Annotated in this window: 12 protein-coding genes; 5 read left to right on the forward strand and 7 right to left on the reverse strand. The window is 46.0% G+C overall.

Going from position 1 to position 15,277, the window contains the following annotated elements; translation table 11 throughout:
- From OCV11_RS11540 to OCV11_RS11550, 3 genes are all read right to left on the reverse strand, one after another.
- Complete coding sequence (locus tag OCV11_RS11540; RefSeq protein WP_261892997.1) at nucleotides 1-666, reverse strand: TRAP transporter small permease; 666 nt, start codon at nucleotides 664-666, stop codon at nucleotides 1-3.
- 60 nt (nucleotides 667-726) lie between these two features.
- A complete protein-coding gene (locus OCV11_RS11545; protein WP_261892998.1) occupies nucleotides 727-1,725 on the reverse strand; it encodes a TRAP transporter substrate-binding protein in 999 nt (332 codons plus the stop codon).
- Between the two features lie 244 nt (nucleotides 1,726-1,969).
- The gene (locus tag OCV11_RS11550) at nucleotides 1,970-3,424 is read right to left on the reverse strand and encodes a protein adenylyltransferase SelO (protein WP_261892999.1); all 1,455 of its coding nucleotides are present in this window, start codon (nucleotides 3,422-3,424) and stop codon (nucleotides 1,970-1,972) included.
- Nucleotides 3,425-3,551: 127 nt separating this feature from the next.
- On the opposite strand from OCV11_RS11550, the gene OCV11_RS11555 reads away from it, so the two are divergent.
- The 4 genes from OCV11_RS11555 (at nucleotide 3,552) to OCV11_RS11570 (ending at nucleotide 9,308) form a co-directional block, all read left to right on the forward strand.
- Nucleotides 3,552-4,919 (forward strand): L-serine ammonia-lyase, encoded by a 1,368-nt coding sequence (locus OCV11_RS11555; RefSeq protein WP_261893000.1) that lies wholly within the window; start codon nucleotides 3,552-3,554, stop codon nucleotides 4,917-4,919.
- Between the two features lie 130 nt (nucleotides 4,920-5,049).
- On the forward strand, nucleotides 5,050-6,591 hold the full coding sequence (locus OCV11_RS11560; RefSeq protein WP_261893001.1) for a bifunctional GNAT family N-acetyltransferase/carbon-nitrogen hydrolase family protein: 1,542 nt from the start codon (nucleotides 5,050-5,052) through the stop codon (nucleotides 6,589-6,591).
- A 269-nt stretch (nucleotides 6,592-6,860) separates the two neighbouring features.
- Nucleotides 6,861-7,352 carry an oxidoreductase gene (locus tag OCV11_RS11565; RefSeq protein WP_261893002.1) on the forward strand — a complete coding sequence of 164 codons (492 nt, stop codon included), beginning with the start codon at nucleotides 6,861-6,863 and terminating at the stop codon, nucleotides 7,350-7,352.
- A 33-nt stretch (nucleotides 7,353-7,385) separates the two neighbouring features.
- Complete coding sequence (locus tag OCV11_RS11570) at nucleotides 7,386-9,308, forward strand: putative bifunctional diguanylate cyclase/phosphodiesterase (RefSeq protein WP_261893003.1); 1,923 nt, start codon at nucleotides 7,386-7,388, stop codon at nucleotides 9,306-9,308.
- Between the two features lie 90 nt (nucleotides 9,309-9,398).
- On the opposite strand, the gene grxB is transcribed toward OCV11_RS11570, so the two are convergent.
- On the reverse strand, nucleotides 9,399-10,097 hold the full coding sequence (grxB, locus tag OCV11_RS11575; protein WP_261893004.1) for a glutaredoxin 2: 699 nt from the start codon (nucleotides 10,095-10,097) through the stop codon (nucleotides 9,399-9,401).
- Nucleotides 10,098-10,193: 96 nt separating this feature from the next.
- On the opposite strand from grxB, the gene OCV11_RS11580 reads away from it, so the two are divergent.
- A complete protein-coding gene (locus OCV11_RS11580) occupies nucleotides 10,194-10,814 on the forward strand; it encodes a LysE family translocator (protein WP_261893005.1) in 621 nt (206 codons plus the stop codon).
- An 84-nt stretch (nucleotides 10,815-10,898) separates the two neighbouring features.
- On the opposite strand, the gene OCV11_RS11585 is transcribed toward OCV11_RS11580, so the two are convergent.
- The 3 genes from OCV11_RS11585 to OCV11_RS11595 all read right to left on the reverse strand — a co-directional run bounded on the left by OCV11_RS11585 (nucleotide 10,899) and on the right by OCV11_RS11595 (nucleotide 15,268).
- Complete coding sequence (locus tag OCV11_RS11585) at nucleotides 10,899-13,664, reverse strand: beta-glucosidase (protein ID WP_261893006.1); 2,766 nt, start codon at nucleotides 13,662-13,664, stop codon at nucleotides 10,899-10,901.
- Between the two features lie 17 nt (nucleotides 13,665-13,681).
- Nucleotides 13,682-13,921, reverse strand: a complete 240-nt coding sequence (locus tag OCV11_RS11590) for a hypothetical protein (RefSeq protein WP_261893007.1) — start codon at nucleotides 13,919-13,921, stop codon at nucleotides 13,682-13,684.
- A 411-nt stretch (nucleotides 13,922-14,332) separates the two neighbouring features.
- Nucleotides 14,333-15,268 (reverse strand): glycoside hydrolase family 43 protein, encoded by a 936-nt coding sequence (locus OCV11_RS11595; RefSeq protein WP_261893008.1) that lies wholly within the window; start codon nucleotides 15,266-15,268, stop codon nucleotides 14,333-14,335.
- Between the last annotated feature and the right edge of the window lie 9 nt (nucleotides 15,269-15,277).

Here is a 15,277-nt window from a genome sequence, read left to right on the forward strand (position 1 = left end):
TTATTTCTCCTTACTTGTCGGCGAATGGGTCGTGAATGCCTCACCGGCATCGGCTAACTCGGCTTTCAGTTCGTCGAGGTCTTGTTCCGCTTCATGACCAGCAATTAAGCGGTCTGCACCACAAAATAGAATCATCCACGCAGCCTGAGCAAAGCGAAACGTCAGTAAAGCCATCCCTAGTGGTAAAGCGGTATAGGGAATAAAGCGCGGCAATTTTTCGTAGGCCTCTCCTTCATTCAACCAACCTTCGAAAAAACGCAAAATGTCTGGCATAGGAATATCGTCTGTTTCATACCAAGCTCGCTCGGAGACAAACGGATACCAGTAGTTCCAAGAGCCCACTAACAAGGTAATCGAGAACGCAAGGCAGCTTAGCGCTGAGAGTATCGCCAGCGTTTTACGCCACCCAGGGGAAACCATGTTGATCACCACATCAACACCAATATGAAAATGCTTTTTCACACCGTATGACGCGCCAACGAGCACCATCCAAGCGAACATAAACACGGTCAGCTCAACCGCCCACAAAATGTTGTCATTAAACAGGTAACGCATAATGACGTTGATAAACGTCAGCAGGGTCATCGCCCCAAGAAAGAACGCAATTAAGGTTTCTTCTACCTTATCGGTTACTGCGCCGACGCGACTAAAAAAGGATTTTTCCATGAGATACATCGCTCAATTGGTCATGGGGAATGTGGCCTTTCGCAAAAGGCCACCGAATGCCTATTTCTTGTTGGAATCCAACGCGGCTTTGATCAGGTCAGAACCGATGTCTTTTTCAAACTTCTTCCACACCGGTTTTAACGCATCCACCCATTGTTGACGCTGCTCTGGAGTGAGTTCGCGCACCACGCCACCCGCATCAATCACATACTGACGGTTCATCATTTCCACTTTGTTTGATTCAGCGTTACGCGCTTGCGTTACTTCAGTAATGATCTGCGTTAGCTGCGTGCGAACATCGTTAGGTAACTTGTCCCACCATTTCGATGAGGTCACGACTAAGTAATCGAGAATGCCGTGGTTGGTTTCAGTCGTACCATCTTGAACTTCAAAGAATTTTTTACCGTAGATGTTGGACCAAGTGTTCTCTTGGCCATCAATCACTTTGGTTTGCAGGCCGCCATACACTTCAGCAAACGACATTTTCTGTGGGTTAGCACCAAGCTGCTCAAATTGCGCCACCAGCACATCCGAGGCTTGAACGCGGAACTTCAATCCTTTCGCGTCAGCAGGAACCAAAATGGGTTTATTGGCTGAAATCTGTTTCATCCCGTTGTGCCAAAAAGCGAGGCCTTTAACACCACGACGATTCATCGCATTTTTCAGTTTTTCGCCAGCATCAGAGTTTTGGAAACGGTCTACGGCATCAACATCATCAAAAAGGAAAGGAAGGTCGAAAATACGGAACTTTTTGGTGAATTGTTCAAATTTAGACAGAGAAGGGGCGGCCATTTGCACGTCGCCATTGAGCAGAGCTTCCAATACTTTATCGTCATCATAAAGAGTTGAGTTAGGGAACACCTGCATACAGGCTTTACCATTCATCTCTTCGTTCACACGTTTTTCTAGCAGCGCAGCAGCAATCCCTTTAGGGTGTTTATCAGTATTGGTTACGTGACTGAACTTAATCACAACCTCACCTGGATCGCAGGCGGCCAGAGAGGAAAAACTGGTGGTCGCTAAGATGGAGGCAGTGAGTAGGGTAATGGGTTTTAACATTCTTATTCTCCTTAATGGTGTTTGCGTCAGCCCCATCACTGGGGTCTGCATGCCACTAAAGGAGCAATAACCAAGCCAACTTGAAACATTTTTATAACATTTGTTTCATTTCAATAACTTAGAAATTTATCGAAAGAAGTCAGCCAGTTAAACCCATTTTTCCTCATCCAAGCGGGTGAAAAAATGGGTGGGAATTGACCCACGAATTGATGTAAATGAGTCATTTCCCGCCGTGGGATTAAGGTTAAGAGGAGCAGCTGATTTCGAGTTTTTTACCCCACTCGGGAGGCAGTTTGGCCAAATGAGCGTGCTCATCATGTTCAGCGAACGGCGTGGCAAGCACTTTAGCCAGCAGTAATACATCACTCATGTCGCCTTGTTCGGCTTTTTCAATGGCTTGTTGCGCCAAGTAATTACGCAGCAAATACTTGGGGTTGACTTGACGCATTGCCGCACAACGGGTTGACCAATCCACATCCTTTTCTTTTTCACAACGTTGTCGATACGCGTTGAGCCACTGCTGAGCTTGAGTTCGATCGATCACCAAATCGAGGATTGGTTGTTCTCCGTCTCGATCAAGGCAGGATAATTGGCGTAAAAAGCGCGTGTAATCGGTGCGATTGGTCGACAACATCTCAAAGAATTGATCAAACAGTGCGCTGTCACCCAACTCTTGAGTCGTGAGCCCTAACTTTTGGCGCATCAAAACGCTGTACTCTTGATTTAATGTGGGTTCATAAAGCGCCAACGCAGCCTCTAAATCCTCCCGCTCAATGAGTGGCGAAAGAGCGTGAGCTAGCGCAGATAAGTTCCACAGAGCAACGCGAGGTTGGCGATCAAATCGGTAACGGCCTTGATAATCGGAGTGGTTACAGATGAGCTCTGGGTCGTAATCGTCCAAAAAGCCAAATGGCCCATAGTCAAAAGTTTGCCCTAATATCGACATGTTATCGGTGTTCATCACGCCATGAGCAAAGCCGACCGCTTGCCAGTGCGCGATCATCGCCGCAGTAGAGGTCACAATCTGATCAAACATGGCAGCGTAGGGTTTCTCAGCAGCCTGTGCCGTAGGGAAATGCCATTGCAATACACTGTCAGCCAACAAGCGTAGCTCTTCCAATTGATTGGTATAGAAAAAATGCTCGAAATGACCAAAACGAATATGCGTTTGCGCGACACGCAACAGCTGCGCACCACACTCTTGGGTCTCACGATACACCGGAGTTTGACTGCCAATCATCCCCAATGCACGCGTAGTTGGAATGCCTAACCCAGCCATCGCTTCACTGCAAAGATATTCACGAATTGTTGAACGCAAGACTGCGCGACCGTCGCCCATGCGTGAATAAGGCGTTAGTCCTGCACCTTTTAAATGCAGGTCATACACTTCCCCATCTTGAGCTGCAATTTGCGTTAGCAATAAGCCGCGCCCATCCCCTAAATCTGGGTTATAGACACCAAACTGATGGCCAGCATATTTCATCGCTAATGGGGTTAACTTGTCATCTGACACAAGCCCGGTAACACTCTCAAGCAGCGCAAGACTGGGTGACTCAGGCAGGCCCAATAGTTTGGCTAACGGCGCATTCCACACTAGCCATTCCATCTCATCAAGTGGCTGGGGTTTAATACGAGTGTAAAAAGCGTTAGGTAATTGACTGTAACGCGAAACTAATTGGACGGAATCCCAAATCGACATACTGCATCTCAACTCATGAACGAGATCCAAACGGTAGCAAATACCTGAGCAAAAGACTAGGTTTTATAAACTGAGACTATACTTCACTTACATGAGTTCAAAGTGACTCTCTTTACGGAGCGAATGTATGCTGTCGATCTTCGATATATTTAAGGTAGGCGTTGGCCCTTCCAGTTCCCACACTAATGGGCCAATGGTTGCAGCTGCCGATTTTGCCGACCAGCTCAGCTCTCTCCCCAGAGTCCATCGTATTCAAGTCGAACTGTTTGGTTCATTAGCCCTTACGGGCAAAGGACATCACACCGATCGTGCGGTGATTTTAGGTCTGCAAGGTCTACGCCCTGACACCCTCGACAAAGCGTCTGCTCAGCAGGCCTGGCTACGTGCTCAGGAGCAACACGAGTTGGTTCTGCCGCACCAAGGCTCCGTTTCTTTCTCCTACCAAAGCGATCTGCTTTTTGATGGCCATGCCTTACCTCTGCATGAAAACGGCATGCGTTTTCGTGCTTTTAATGAAAAAAATGCTCTGCTCCATGAGTATGTTGCCTATTCAATTGGTGGCGGTTTTGTTGTTTCCGAGCAAGAGATGCTTAACCCAGTACCGCGGTTAAGCGCCAATGTCCCCTATCCATTCAATAGTGCAAGTCAACTGCTCAAACAAGCAGAAACCCATGGGCTGAGTTTATGTGGCTTAGTGCTTGCGAACGAACACGTCGTTCGTTCAGCGCAAGAGATTGATCTTCAAGTCGACCATCTATGGCAGGTGATGCGTAACTGCATGCAAAGAGGCTATGAGCAAGAGGGCATTTTGGCCGGAGGATTAAACGTGATTCGCCGCGCCCCGGCACTGCTGAAAAAGCTCGAAGCTAACATTACCCTCGAAAAAGATCCCATGGCCATTCTCGATTGGGTCAACCTGTTTGCCTTTGCGGTAAGTGAGGAAAATGCGGCTGGCGGACAAGTGGTCACTTCCCCAACCAATGGCGCCGCTGGCGTTATTCCTGCGGTCATGATGTATTTTCACCAATTTGTCCGGCCACTGGATACCAAGCAAGTGCGTGATTTTTTCGCCGTTGCTGGCGCGATCGGTATTTTGTACAAAACCAATGCCTCCATCTCTGGAGCGGAAGTTGGATGCCAAGGGGAGATTGGGGTCTCCTCGTCAATGGCCGCCGCCGGGCTCACCTCATTATGGGGAGGCAGTAACGAACAAATCTGTATGGCAGCAGAGATCGCCATGGAGCACTCCCTCGGCATGACTTGCGATCCGATTGGCGGACTCGTGCAAGTGCCGTGTATAGAACGCAACGCCATGGGAGCCATGAAGGCGATAAACGCTTCACGCATGGCGATAAAACGCACCAGCAAAGGATTAATTTCACTAGATAAAGTCATTGACACTATGTACCAAACCGGCAAAGACATGAACGCCAAATATCGCGAGACGGCTTTAGGCGGCTTAGCCCTGCTCCATTTGGCGCCGCCTTGTGAGTAAGGCGCAGCTCGTTAGACGCGGAGCTAAATGGGAAACATGTCAGCATATCGTCATCATTTGCCGAACCGCTTGAATTGCCAAGCGAAGCGCGTCAATATGAAATAAGATTCGCAACAGAGGTAAAGGAGTAATGAGAAACCGAACCCCACGTCTTACGTTACGTGTAATAGAGAAAAGTGATTATCCTCAACTAGCAGAGCTCATGGATCTCGTATTTCCTGACGTAGGTGGAGCCTGGCCAAGAATGACCATCATGGATTTAATCCACCAGTTTCCTGACGGTCAAATTTGTATTGAAGATAATGGTCAAATTGTCGGTGCCGCACTGACTATCAAGGTTGATTACAACCGCATGTCCCTGCCCCACGTCTACACCGACATCGTAGATGAACACAACGTAATTCAGCACAAACGCAACGGTGATGCACTCTACGGTTTAGATGTGTTTGTCCACCCCGATTATCGTGGTTTACGCCTCGGTCGTCGCCTTTATGAAGCCCGTAAAGAAATTTGCCGCAGCAATAATTTGAAAGCCATACTCTCGGGCGGTCGAATCCCTCGCTATAAAGACCACGCCCACGAGATGACGGTGTTGGAATACATAGAAAAGGTGAAGCGCAAAGAGCTCTACGATCATATTCTCTCCTTCCAACTCTCCAACGATTTTGATGTTAAACGTGTCATGCGACACTACCTCCCTGAAGATGAAAGCTCCCACGGTTATGCCACCCTACTTGAATGGGATAATGTCTTTTATGAAGAAGACATCACCTCTATTCACGATGTAGAAAAATCGCTCATTCGTATCGGTATTGTGCAATGGCAGATGCGTGCGGTAGTCGGAGTTCAAGATCTCATGGAACAGGCCGAATTTTTCGTCAGTTCGCTCTCAAGCTACAAAGCCGATTTTGCCCTCTTCCCTGAGTTCTTTAATGCCCCGTTGATGGGCCTAAAACATGGTCAAAGTTCTGTAGAAGCGATCCGTTTCCTCGCCTCTTTCAGTGACCAAATCAAGCAGCGTTTTGCTGAGCTTGCCGTTTCCTACAACATCAACATCATCGCAGGCAGTATGCCAGTGGAAGAAAATGGCCAATTGTATAACGTCGCTTATCTACTGCATCGCGATGGCACCATTGATGAACAGAAGAAAATCCACATTACACCACATGAGCAGCGTGATTGGGTCATCGATGGCGGTAACCAAATTCGTGTGTTTGAAACGGATGCGGGTCGAGTTGGGATTTTGATCTGTTATGACAGTGAGTTTCCTGAATTAGGCCGTATGTTAGCCGAACAAGATGTGCAAATTATCTTTGTTCCGTTCTGGACTGATACTAAAAATGGTTATCAACGTGTGCGTCTGTGCTCGCAAGCTCGTGCCATTGAAAACGAGTGTTATGTGGCCATTGGTGGTAGTGTTGGGAATCTCCCTCGCGTTGATAACGTCGACATTCAATATGCGCAGTCAGCCGTATTTTCGCCTTCAGATATCTACTTCCCTCATGATGCCACCATCACAGAAGCCAGTCCCAATACCGAGATGATTATCTTTGCCGATGTCGATTTAGATAAATTAAAACAGTTAAATACCGAAGGTTCGGTCACGAATCTAAGACACCGTCGCTTAGATTTATACGGTAATTTTACTCAGCCACAAGCAGTAAAAAAATAATCGCCAGATTCTCTTTATTCAATCTGTCTTCTTCTAATTAAGGCCCTGATTTTCAGGGCTTTTTAGCATGAACTGTAGATACTTTTCTCCAATATGCTATTTTAGGCATAATGATTCATAACTCTTCCGCCATCGCAATACCTCCAAAGAGTCAACAATGCTAAAGCGCTAGCGAAGTCTTGAATTGGCGCTTATTAATCAGATGATTAGTTAATCTGGCTATACTTAGCTTGTAGCAATTTAACTTACCTCGAAAAAGGAGCTTTACGATGGTTCATGCACACTTCAGCCGTTGGCTGTTGCTCTCAATTGCCACCTTGTTTTCAACGTCACTTTTTGCCCAAGCAGAGGACACAGTATTGACCGTGACTGGGATTCCCAAAACCCAAGAATTCAGTCTCGACCAACTGATCAAAAACGCCGATGAAGAGATTGTAACAGCGACGCCTTGGACCGACGGACAAACCAAATTTAAAGGCATTTCTGCGCAAAAACTGCTGTCACTAACCGGGGGCAGTAAAAGCAATTTGAAAGTGATTGCCCTCAATAATTACTGGGCGGTGATCCCTTATGCCGACATTGAAAAATACAATCCTGTATTTGCCGTTGAACGTAATGGCGAAGAGATGAGCGTACGTGATAAAGGCCCAATCTGGGTGATTTATCCACTCTCTAAATTCGACCAAGTAAGCAACGAACTATTACACAGCCGCATGGTTTGGCAGGTCAACCGTGTTGAACTGACCCAACAAACCAAATAACTCATCGAACTCGTTAAAGTGGTCTCACTGCGCATGAATAAGAGTTTTATTGGTTTCATTGTGATGATATTTGCTCTCTTTATCTTCACGATAATGACACTATTTAAATTCAACAGCGTCTACGACATGCTGACAAAGAACACGCAGTTGTCAGCGTGGTCGCTTGCGCAAATGGAAGTCGAAACTCTGGAACTAATGAACCAGTTAGACCGCTATTTGCTTGATAATAATGCGTCTAAGCGACGCCTAAACCTCAAGTTTGATGTGCTATGGAACCGCTACGAAACCTTTTTGACCAGCGATGAAATGGCACAAGTTCGTGAAAATTACGATTCAAAAGCCACTATCGTAAGAGCGTTTAATCTATTAAAAACGCATGAACAAGACGTAATAAAAGGAGATCGCGACAAGTTAGTCGTATTAGACCAACAGTTGCAAGCGATGTTGCCTGATATCCGTAACTTGATGATAGTGAACTTCACTGGGCGCCAATCGATTGAACATCGCCGAATCATCGAAGAGACCAAAACCCAGATCTACCTCTCGATGGTGTTTATTTTGCTGGTGTTAGCCTATCTATCACGTCGCTATTACAAACATAACCAGTATCAACAAGAGATGGCGTGGCAAGACCCTTTAACCAAACTGAAAAACCGTAACTTCTTATTCGTTGCCATTGAAGATCAAAAAAGGTCGCAAAAGCCGATGACCTTAGTACTGTTTGATATCAACGGCTTCAAAGACCTCAATGATACCTTCAGTTACGGTTATGGCGACAAAGTGCTCTTGGCGATTAGCGACAAGCTTCGTCAATCCTGTACGTTATACGAGGGTATTGATTGTGCTCGCGTTGGGGCAGACGAATTCGCTATCCTCACTACGAATAAGCAGCTCGATATGGCAAGCTGTATCGATAAATTGGCCAAAGAGCTGTCTCATCTGCTCAATGAAATGGATCCATCACATCGCGCGACGCTCTCGTTTGGTGTGGCCACATCGCATGAACTTTCAGATACCACTCAACAATATATAAAGCGCTCGGCCAATTTATTTAACAATGCCGATTTTGCACTCAATATTGCCAAACGAAACAGCAACGGCTCAGTCATTCATTACAGCCAAGAGATTGAAGATGAGCACCGTAAGAAACGGCAATTGGCTAGTGAACTGGAAGCCTTGCTCGATTCACCCAATCAAACTCAGTTATACATGTGCTTTCAGCCCATCATTTCTGTCGTTAACTCTAATAAGTTAGGGTGCGAAGCCCTGATTCGCTGGAATAACCCCAACTATGGTTTTATTAACCCAGAATATTTGATTCGTATTGCTGAAGAAGCTGGCTTTGCTAAACGCTTGGGCTATTGGATCATGCTGCAAGTAAAGTATGCGTTAACACACGATTGGGCCCCCTTTAGCCATCGGATCGAGGTCGCGATTAATCTGTCCGACTCGCTATTTGATGAAGAATTGCCCGAGATGATGACGTCGATATTTTCGGGAGAGGAAAACTACCTCAACTCCATTGTGTTAGAAATCACCGAAACCATGACCCTAGATGAGGTTGAACGCAGTACCAATATTATCAATCGTCTTGAAGAGATTAACATTCGCATGGCACTGGATGATTTTGGTACAGGCTGGTCATCGCTGTATAACTTAAATCACATGAAATTTAATAAGCTAAAGATCGACAAATCCTTCGTGGAAAACATCAGCCAGTATGACAATCAGCACTTTTTCATTTCGGCAATCGTGACCTTATCACATCAGCTGGGCATTAAAGTTGTGGCAGAAGGCGTCGAGCAGAAAAACCAGTTGGAACGTTTAACTGAACTGGGCGTAGATGAATTTCAAGGCTACTACTTTTCTAAACCCGTACGCAAAGAGGAATTTACCGAATTTGGTATCCGCTTTTTTGCTGGGCAGTATGAGCAACGCAGAAAATCGCTTCACTAGTTTTAACGTAACATCAAGACGACTAGAACATAGCAACAAAAAATGCCTCTCAAGAGGCATTTTTACTGTGCGAACATGCGAACAATAGGCTTAGTCAGCCATCATCACACTCACACCAGTTGCCACAGAACGGCGACGTAACCACGTCATGACACGTTCTGGCCATTCAATTTCAGGCAAACAAATCCAGCCACGTAATAGTGAATAGATCACTGCTTCATCAAGTAAACTGGTCACGCCATGCTCAGGGAAAAGTAAGGCTTCAACAGCAGCGATATGCTCAGTCACTTGCGCAGCAATCGCCTCTTTTTCTGCGATTAGGCGTTCAAAGTTGAGTTCTTCAGTCTCTTTGTTCTTTTGCCATAGCTGACGGCTATTCAGAGTCAAAAACTCCCCGAGTCCCAGTTGGTGCCAACGTGGGTAGCCTACTTTTTGCAGCAACGGAAACGCTTGAGATTGCCAGTTAGCTACTGCTTCACTCACCATTTGAGGTGCGACATCGGCCAATTTAAGCCCAAGCAAATAATGGATAATATCTAAGCTTTCACCCATTGCGCTACCATCGGCTTTCACCAAGATTGGCACTGCTTTTTTACCAATGAGTGCCGTTGGTGTGGCAAGGTCATCGTAAGCTAAAACCTTCTCTTCCACAGGAATATGCAAAAGGCCAGCAATGTAACGAACACGCGCACAGAAAGGACAATGTTCATAAATGTAAAGAGTTAACATGGAGATACCGTTCTTCAGTGAATATCGCGGCATTATGCCATAAGCAGTAGGGATATTCATGATTGCGCTCTTTTTCTTTCATGCCCTATTGCCACTTTCGTCACACACTATTATGGTGAGGGTCAGCTCAACAGTATAAGGATATGGAATTTCTCTATGAACACAGCAATATTAGGCATGTTCATCCCAACTTTCTTTTTTGTTTCAATCACTCCTGGGATGTGTATGACCTTAGCATTAACGTTAGGTATGAGTATTGGTTATCGCCGCACACTATGGATGATGGCGGGTGAAGTCGTTGGTGTTGCTGTCGTCGCGGTTTCCGCTGTGATCGGGATTGCCGCTGTCATGTTGCACTACCCTTGGCTATTTACTGTGTTTAAATGGATTGGTGCAACTTACCTAGCCTACCTAGGCATTCAAATGTGGCTATCCAAAGGGAAACTCGCCGTGAGTTTTGAAGACAAGCAACATTTTGAAGGCAGTGACCGCGATTTAATTGCGCAAGGATTCATTACCGCGATTGCTAACCCAAAAGGTTGGGCATTTATGATCTCCCTGTTGCCACCGTTCATTGATAATTCCATGAGCCTCACGCCCCAATTGGCGTTTTTAGTCAGCATCATCATGGTATCGGAATTTTTGTGTATGTCTCTTTATGCCACGGGTGGTAAGGGGCTACGTAAAGCATTAGGTCAGGCGAAAAACGTGCGTTTACTCAACCGCGTTGCAGGTTCTCTAATGATTGGTGTGGGTATTTGGCTCTTCTGCAGTTAAGGTTTCCTTCCCCATTCGAAAAAACGCCCACAACAATGTGGGCGTTTTGCTTTTCTCTTTTAGCGATTGCGCTAAGAGATTTGCTTAATAAGCGTAGGCTTCAGACTTATCAACTTGAACCGATAATTGCAGTGGTCCAGGCAGTGGGTTTGAATCCTTGGTGGTCAACGTAATGGTATCGTCCGCTTTCATCGTATTAGAAAGCAAGATGTTATCTGAGCTGTCACCAATTTCTACGCGGTAAGTACCAGGATCAACCACCCAGCTATCACTGTTTTGCACATAGTAAGCAAAGGAACGCGCATTAAGTGGAATAGACACTGTTTTGCTCGCGCCGGCTTCCAAATAAATTTTGCTAAAGCCTTTTAACTCATGCTCTGGGCGTTCAACGCTGGAGCTGAGTGGCGCAATATACAGCTGAGGAACCGCATAACCCGCTTTGCCACCGGTATTGGTCACAGTAAAGTTGGCGTACATGGTGTCATCTCCCAACACTTTGCTCGAAGAGAGTGACATATCTGAGAAAGTAAAATCGGTGTATGACAGGCCAAAACCAAATGGATAGAGCGGCTTATGGCTCGATGCTTCATAACCACGGTAACCAAAGAACAGCCCTTCAGAGTAGGTCATGCTGGTTTTCGCATCATCACCCACGTAGTCATCGGGATCTGAATAAGAGGCATAGCTCGGGTTAAATTTCACTTTTTTGTCCAAAGTGATTGGCAACTTGCCTGATGGGTTCACATCACCATACAGGATTTCCGCCAAAGCCTGACCACCGTATTGACCGCTGTACCAAGCATGTAGGATACCCGGAGCAGTGTTTGCCCATGGCATCATGTTCATTGCACCGCCACCATGCATCACAACGATGGTATTTGGATTAGCAGCGATCACTTTGTTCAGCATCACTTTTTCTTGATCTGGTAGATCAAAACCTGGGTCAAAGCCTTCCCCTTCATACTCGTAGTTACGACCTACCACAGCCACAACCGCGTCGTAATCAGCAAGATCGGTCGGTGGAACCAATGATGCCCAGCTAAACTGAATACCATTTAGCCCGCCAAGGTTCGATTGGAAATATTGCTCACGGCTGTATTCCAAACGGAATGAGTAAAGACGACCTGCCACCAGTTTCGGTGTTTTCACTGTTACCGGCACTGCGTTAGGTACATCTGACGCACGCGGTTCACCATCGCTTTCCATCATCAAATTGCCATTCATGTACAATTTGAATGGGCCATCGGCACGCACTTTAAACACATGCACACCATCGATAGTTGGACGCAATTTGCCGCGTAAACGAACAGAGAAAGCACCTTGAGTCGGTGAAACATCACTTATTTCACGTACCCCATCTTGTGCATCACTTGGAATCGAGGTGCAATCAAGACCACTGTCATTATCGCTATCATCATCGGTACATGGGTTCACGACTTCGTTGGTCATCGCAGTCCAGTCAAAGTTAATGCCTAACTCTTTACGAGTTAGCACTGGGTCACCAGAGAGATCGGTGTTATCGAAATACTCTGCGGTCACACCCACTTCACACTCATCATCTGCACTGGTGCAACTTGGTTGTACAAACAGCGCGGTACTTGGCGTAAGAGACATACTTTTGATAAAAGTGACATTATCTGAATTGGTATTCAGCTGCTGTAGACCCGCCAGTTCCGTTACATAATTATCGTCTGGATCTGAGTTAGCCGTACCGTAAGGAGAGGTTGGTGCTTGTTGTGCGAAATTGCCGATGACCGCAATCTTCGCCGATTTACTCAATGGCAGAATTTTCCCGTCATTGCCTGACTCGTTTTTCAACAACACAATCCCTTCACGGGCCGCATCTAACGAGGCTTCTTGACCATATTCTGGGTAATCCAAAGTATGAGCAGCATAGGTCGCTTCATCAAAGCCATAACGAACCAGTGCACGTAAGTTACGTTTCACTTTATCGTCAATCACGTTTTGCGTTAGCGCGCCGCTTTCCACGTAAGGCTGCAGAGTCGATTCGGTGAATTTCAAACCGGATGGCATATCTAAGTCAGTACCTGCCCATGCGCCTTCAAAACCATGTTGAATCGAGTTAAAGTCTGACAGAACAAAGCCTTGGTAACCCCACTCACCTTTCAAAATATCGGTGATGATGTGATGGTTTTCACAAGCGTATTCACCATTTATTTTGTTAAAGCCACACATGATGGACGCGATATCCGCGTTTTTCACTAGGGATTCAAATGGCACTAAATACATTTCACGTAAGGTGCGTTCGTCCACATTCACATCAAGATAATGGCGATTGGCTTCTTGCTCATTGGCGATGAGGTGCTTAGCACCCGCTTGAACACCCTGTACCTGAATACCATTAGTAATGGCTGGCGCCATAACCGCACAGAGGAATGGGTCTTCACCACAGATCGATTCTGCCGTACGACCATTGAATGGAGTACGGTATAAGTTCACCACAGGAGACAACACTTGCTCACCACCAGCGCTACGCGTTTCATAGGCCAGCGCCATGCCAAGTTGCTTCGCTCGGTTAATATCCCAAGTCGCCGCTAAAAGAGTTTGGGATGGGTAGCTTGCACCAAAAATGGTGCTATTGACGTACACTCCCATCGAAGAGTCATAGGCGACGGTACCATCGATACCAAAACGGGAGTTGGTTGGAATCATGTGACCATCGTCAACACGAATAAAACTGTATTTTTCTGACTGGGACATGTTATCCGCAATCGCACTGACTCGGGCTTCCACTTCTGCCCATGTTTTCCCATTGTAATCGGCCTGCGCTGCCACTGGCACCACCCAAATTGCTAATGAGACTAGCGATCCTAGCTTGCTTAATTTCATCGTCTTACTCATCACTCTTATTTGGTTTTAACGCTCAGTGAGTCGTCGTGTTTTGGAGAAACTTGCAACAACTGCTGCTGTTTTGTGTTGTTCTTTTCCACGTAATCACTCGCGTACGTAATGTTATCTTTTTTCTGTTCGTACTCTGCACGCGCTTGTGAATCACTCTCATTTTGAGTGCTCTGTGCATACACTGCCACAGGTTGAGCAACCATGAATGCGATACCCAAAAGGCTCCACTGCTTTTGAAAACTCATCACCATCTCTCCTTACTAGATGCTAGTGTCGTCAATCGGTTGGGCTTGTTCTTTGTCTAAACTAAACCAAACCGTACAGTTATATTAACCACGGTAAATTACTGTAAACAAGATGGAACTTCTTTTCGGGATGAGCTGTCAAATCGTACCTAAAGTATTCTGTCAGGTTGAAGACATCGTTGACGTACAGCTATATAAATCATTGAGTTATCTATGATTCGTTCGCATGCATACATTAAAACTAAGAGGCATTATGAAGGGATAACTGAGTGTTTTATCTACAAATGAGTACCATTATTGCACTAACCTAACACTCAGCTTGCAGAAAATTTTCATAATAAAATCAATTTATTGGAATCTGGATCTAAAAACCTCTTCGCGATGAAGAGGTTTTTTTTCCACTAATGACGACTATTCCGCACTACCAAAATCGGGCATCCCCTCTTTCCAAGAGAAGTATTTCATCCGAGTGTGACGGTTCGGGTCCCACAAAGGGTCACCTTCAATCTCGGTATAATCTCGCGCATGGTAAACCAACACATCACGTCCCTGTTCGTCTTTGGTAAAACTGCTGTGCCCAGGACCATACACTTTGGCTGGCCAATTAGTGCGAAATACCGGCACTGGTGATTTATGCCAATTCTCTGCTTGTAACAAGTCGGCATTTTCATCAACCCACAACATTCCCATGCAGTAGTTTTCATCTGTGGCACTGGCAGAATAGGTCAACCACACTTTGCCGTGACTTTGGAGCAAGTAAGGGCCTTCGTTAACCATAAATCCACGTGTTTCCCACTCAAACTCTGGAACAGAAAGTAGCGTTCCGGGCAATTTGAGCTGCGTCGGAGTGACCATTTCCGCAATATAAAGATTGGAGTTACCTGCAATACTCGGATCTTTTTGCGCCCAGATGTAATAGTCCTTGTCCTGATGGTGGAACACCGTTGCATCAAGGCAAAAAGCATCAATACCAGAATCCACCTGACCGACAAAGGTCCATTCTGGTGTCATCGGATCAGAGCTTAAGTTTTCGATGGCATACATCCGATGCTGAAACAGATCATCTTTGATTTCACGGCTTGGCGCTGCGGCAAAATAGATCATCCATCGCCCTTGCACGAAATGGATTTCTGGAGCCCAGACTAACTCTGAATAGGCCCCTTGATCCGGTTTATGCCAGGCAGTGATGATCTGTTCTGGTTCAGCCAGACCCGTTAAGGTTTTAGCACGGCGCAATTCAATACGATCATATTCCGGTACTGACGCGGTAAAGTAGTAGTAACCATCATCATGCAGATACACCTGTGGATCGGCACGTTGAGCTATGATGGGATTGTGAAACGTCATTGCGCTTTC

This window comes from Vibrio porteresiae DSM 19223 (assembly GCF_024347055.1).
Taxonomy (GTDB): Bacteria; Pseudomonadota; Gammaproteobacteria; order Enterobacterales; family Vibrionaceae; genus Vibrio; species Vibrio porteresiae.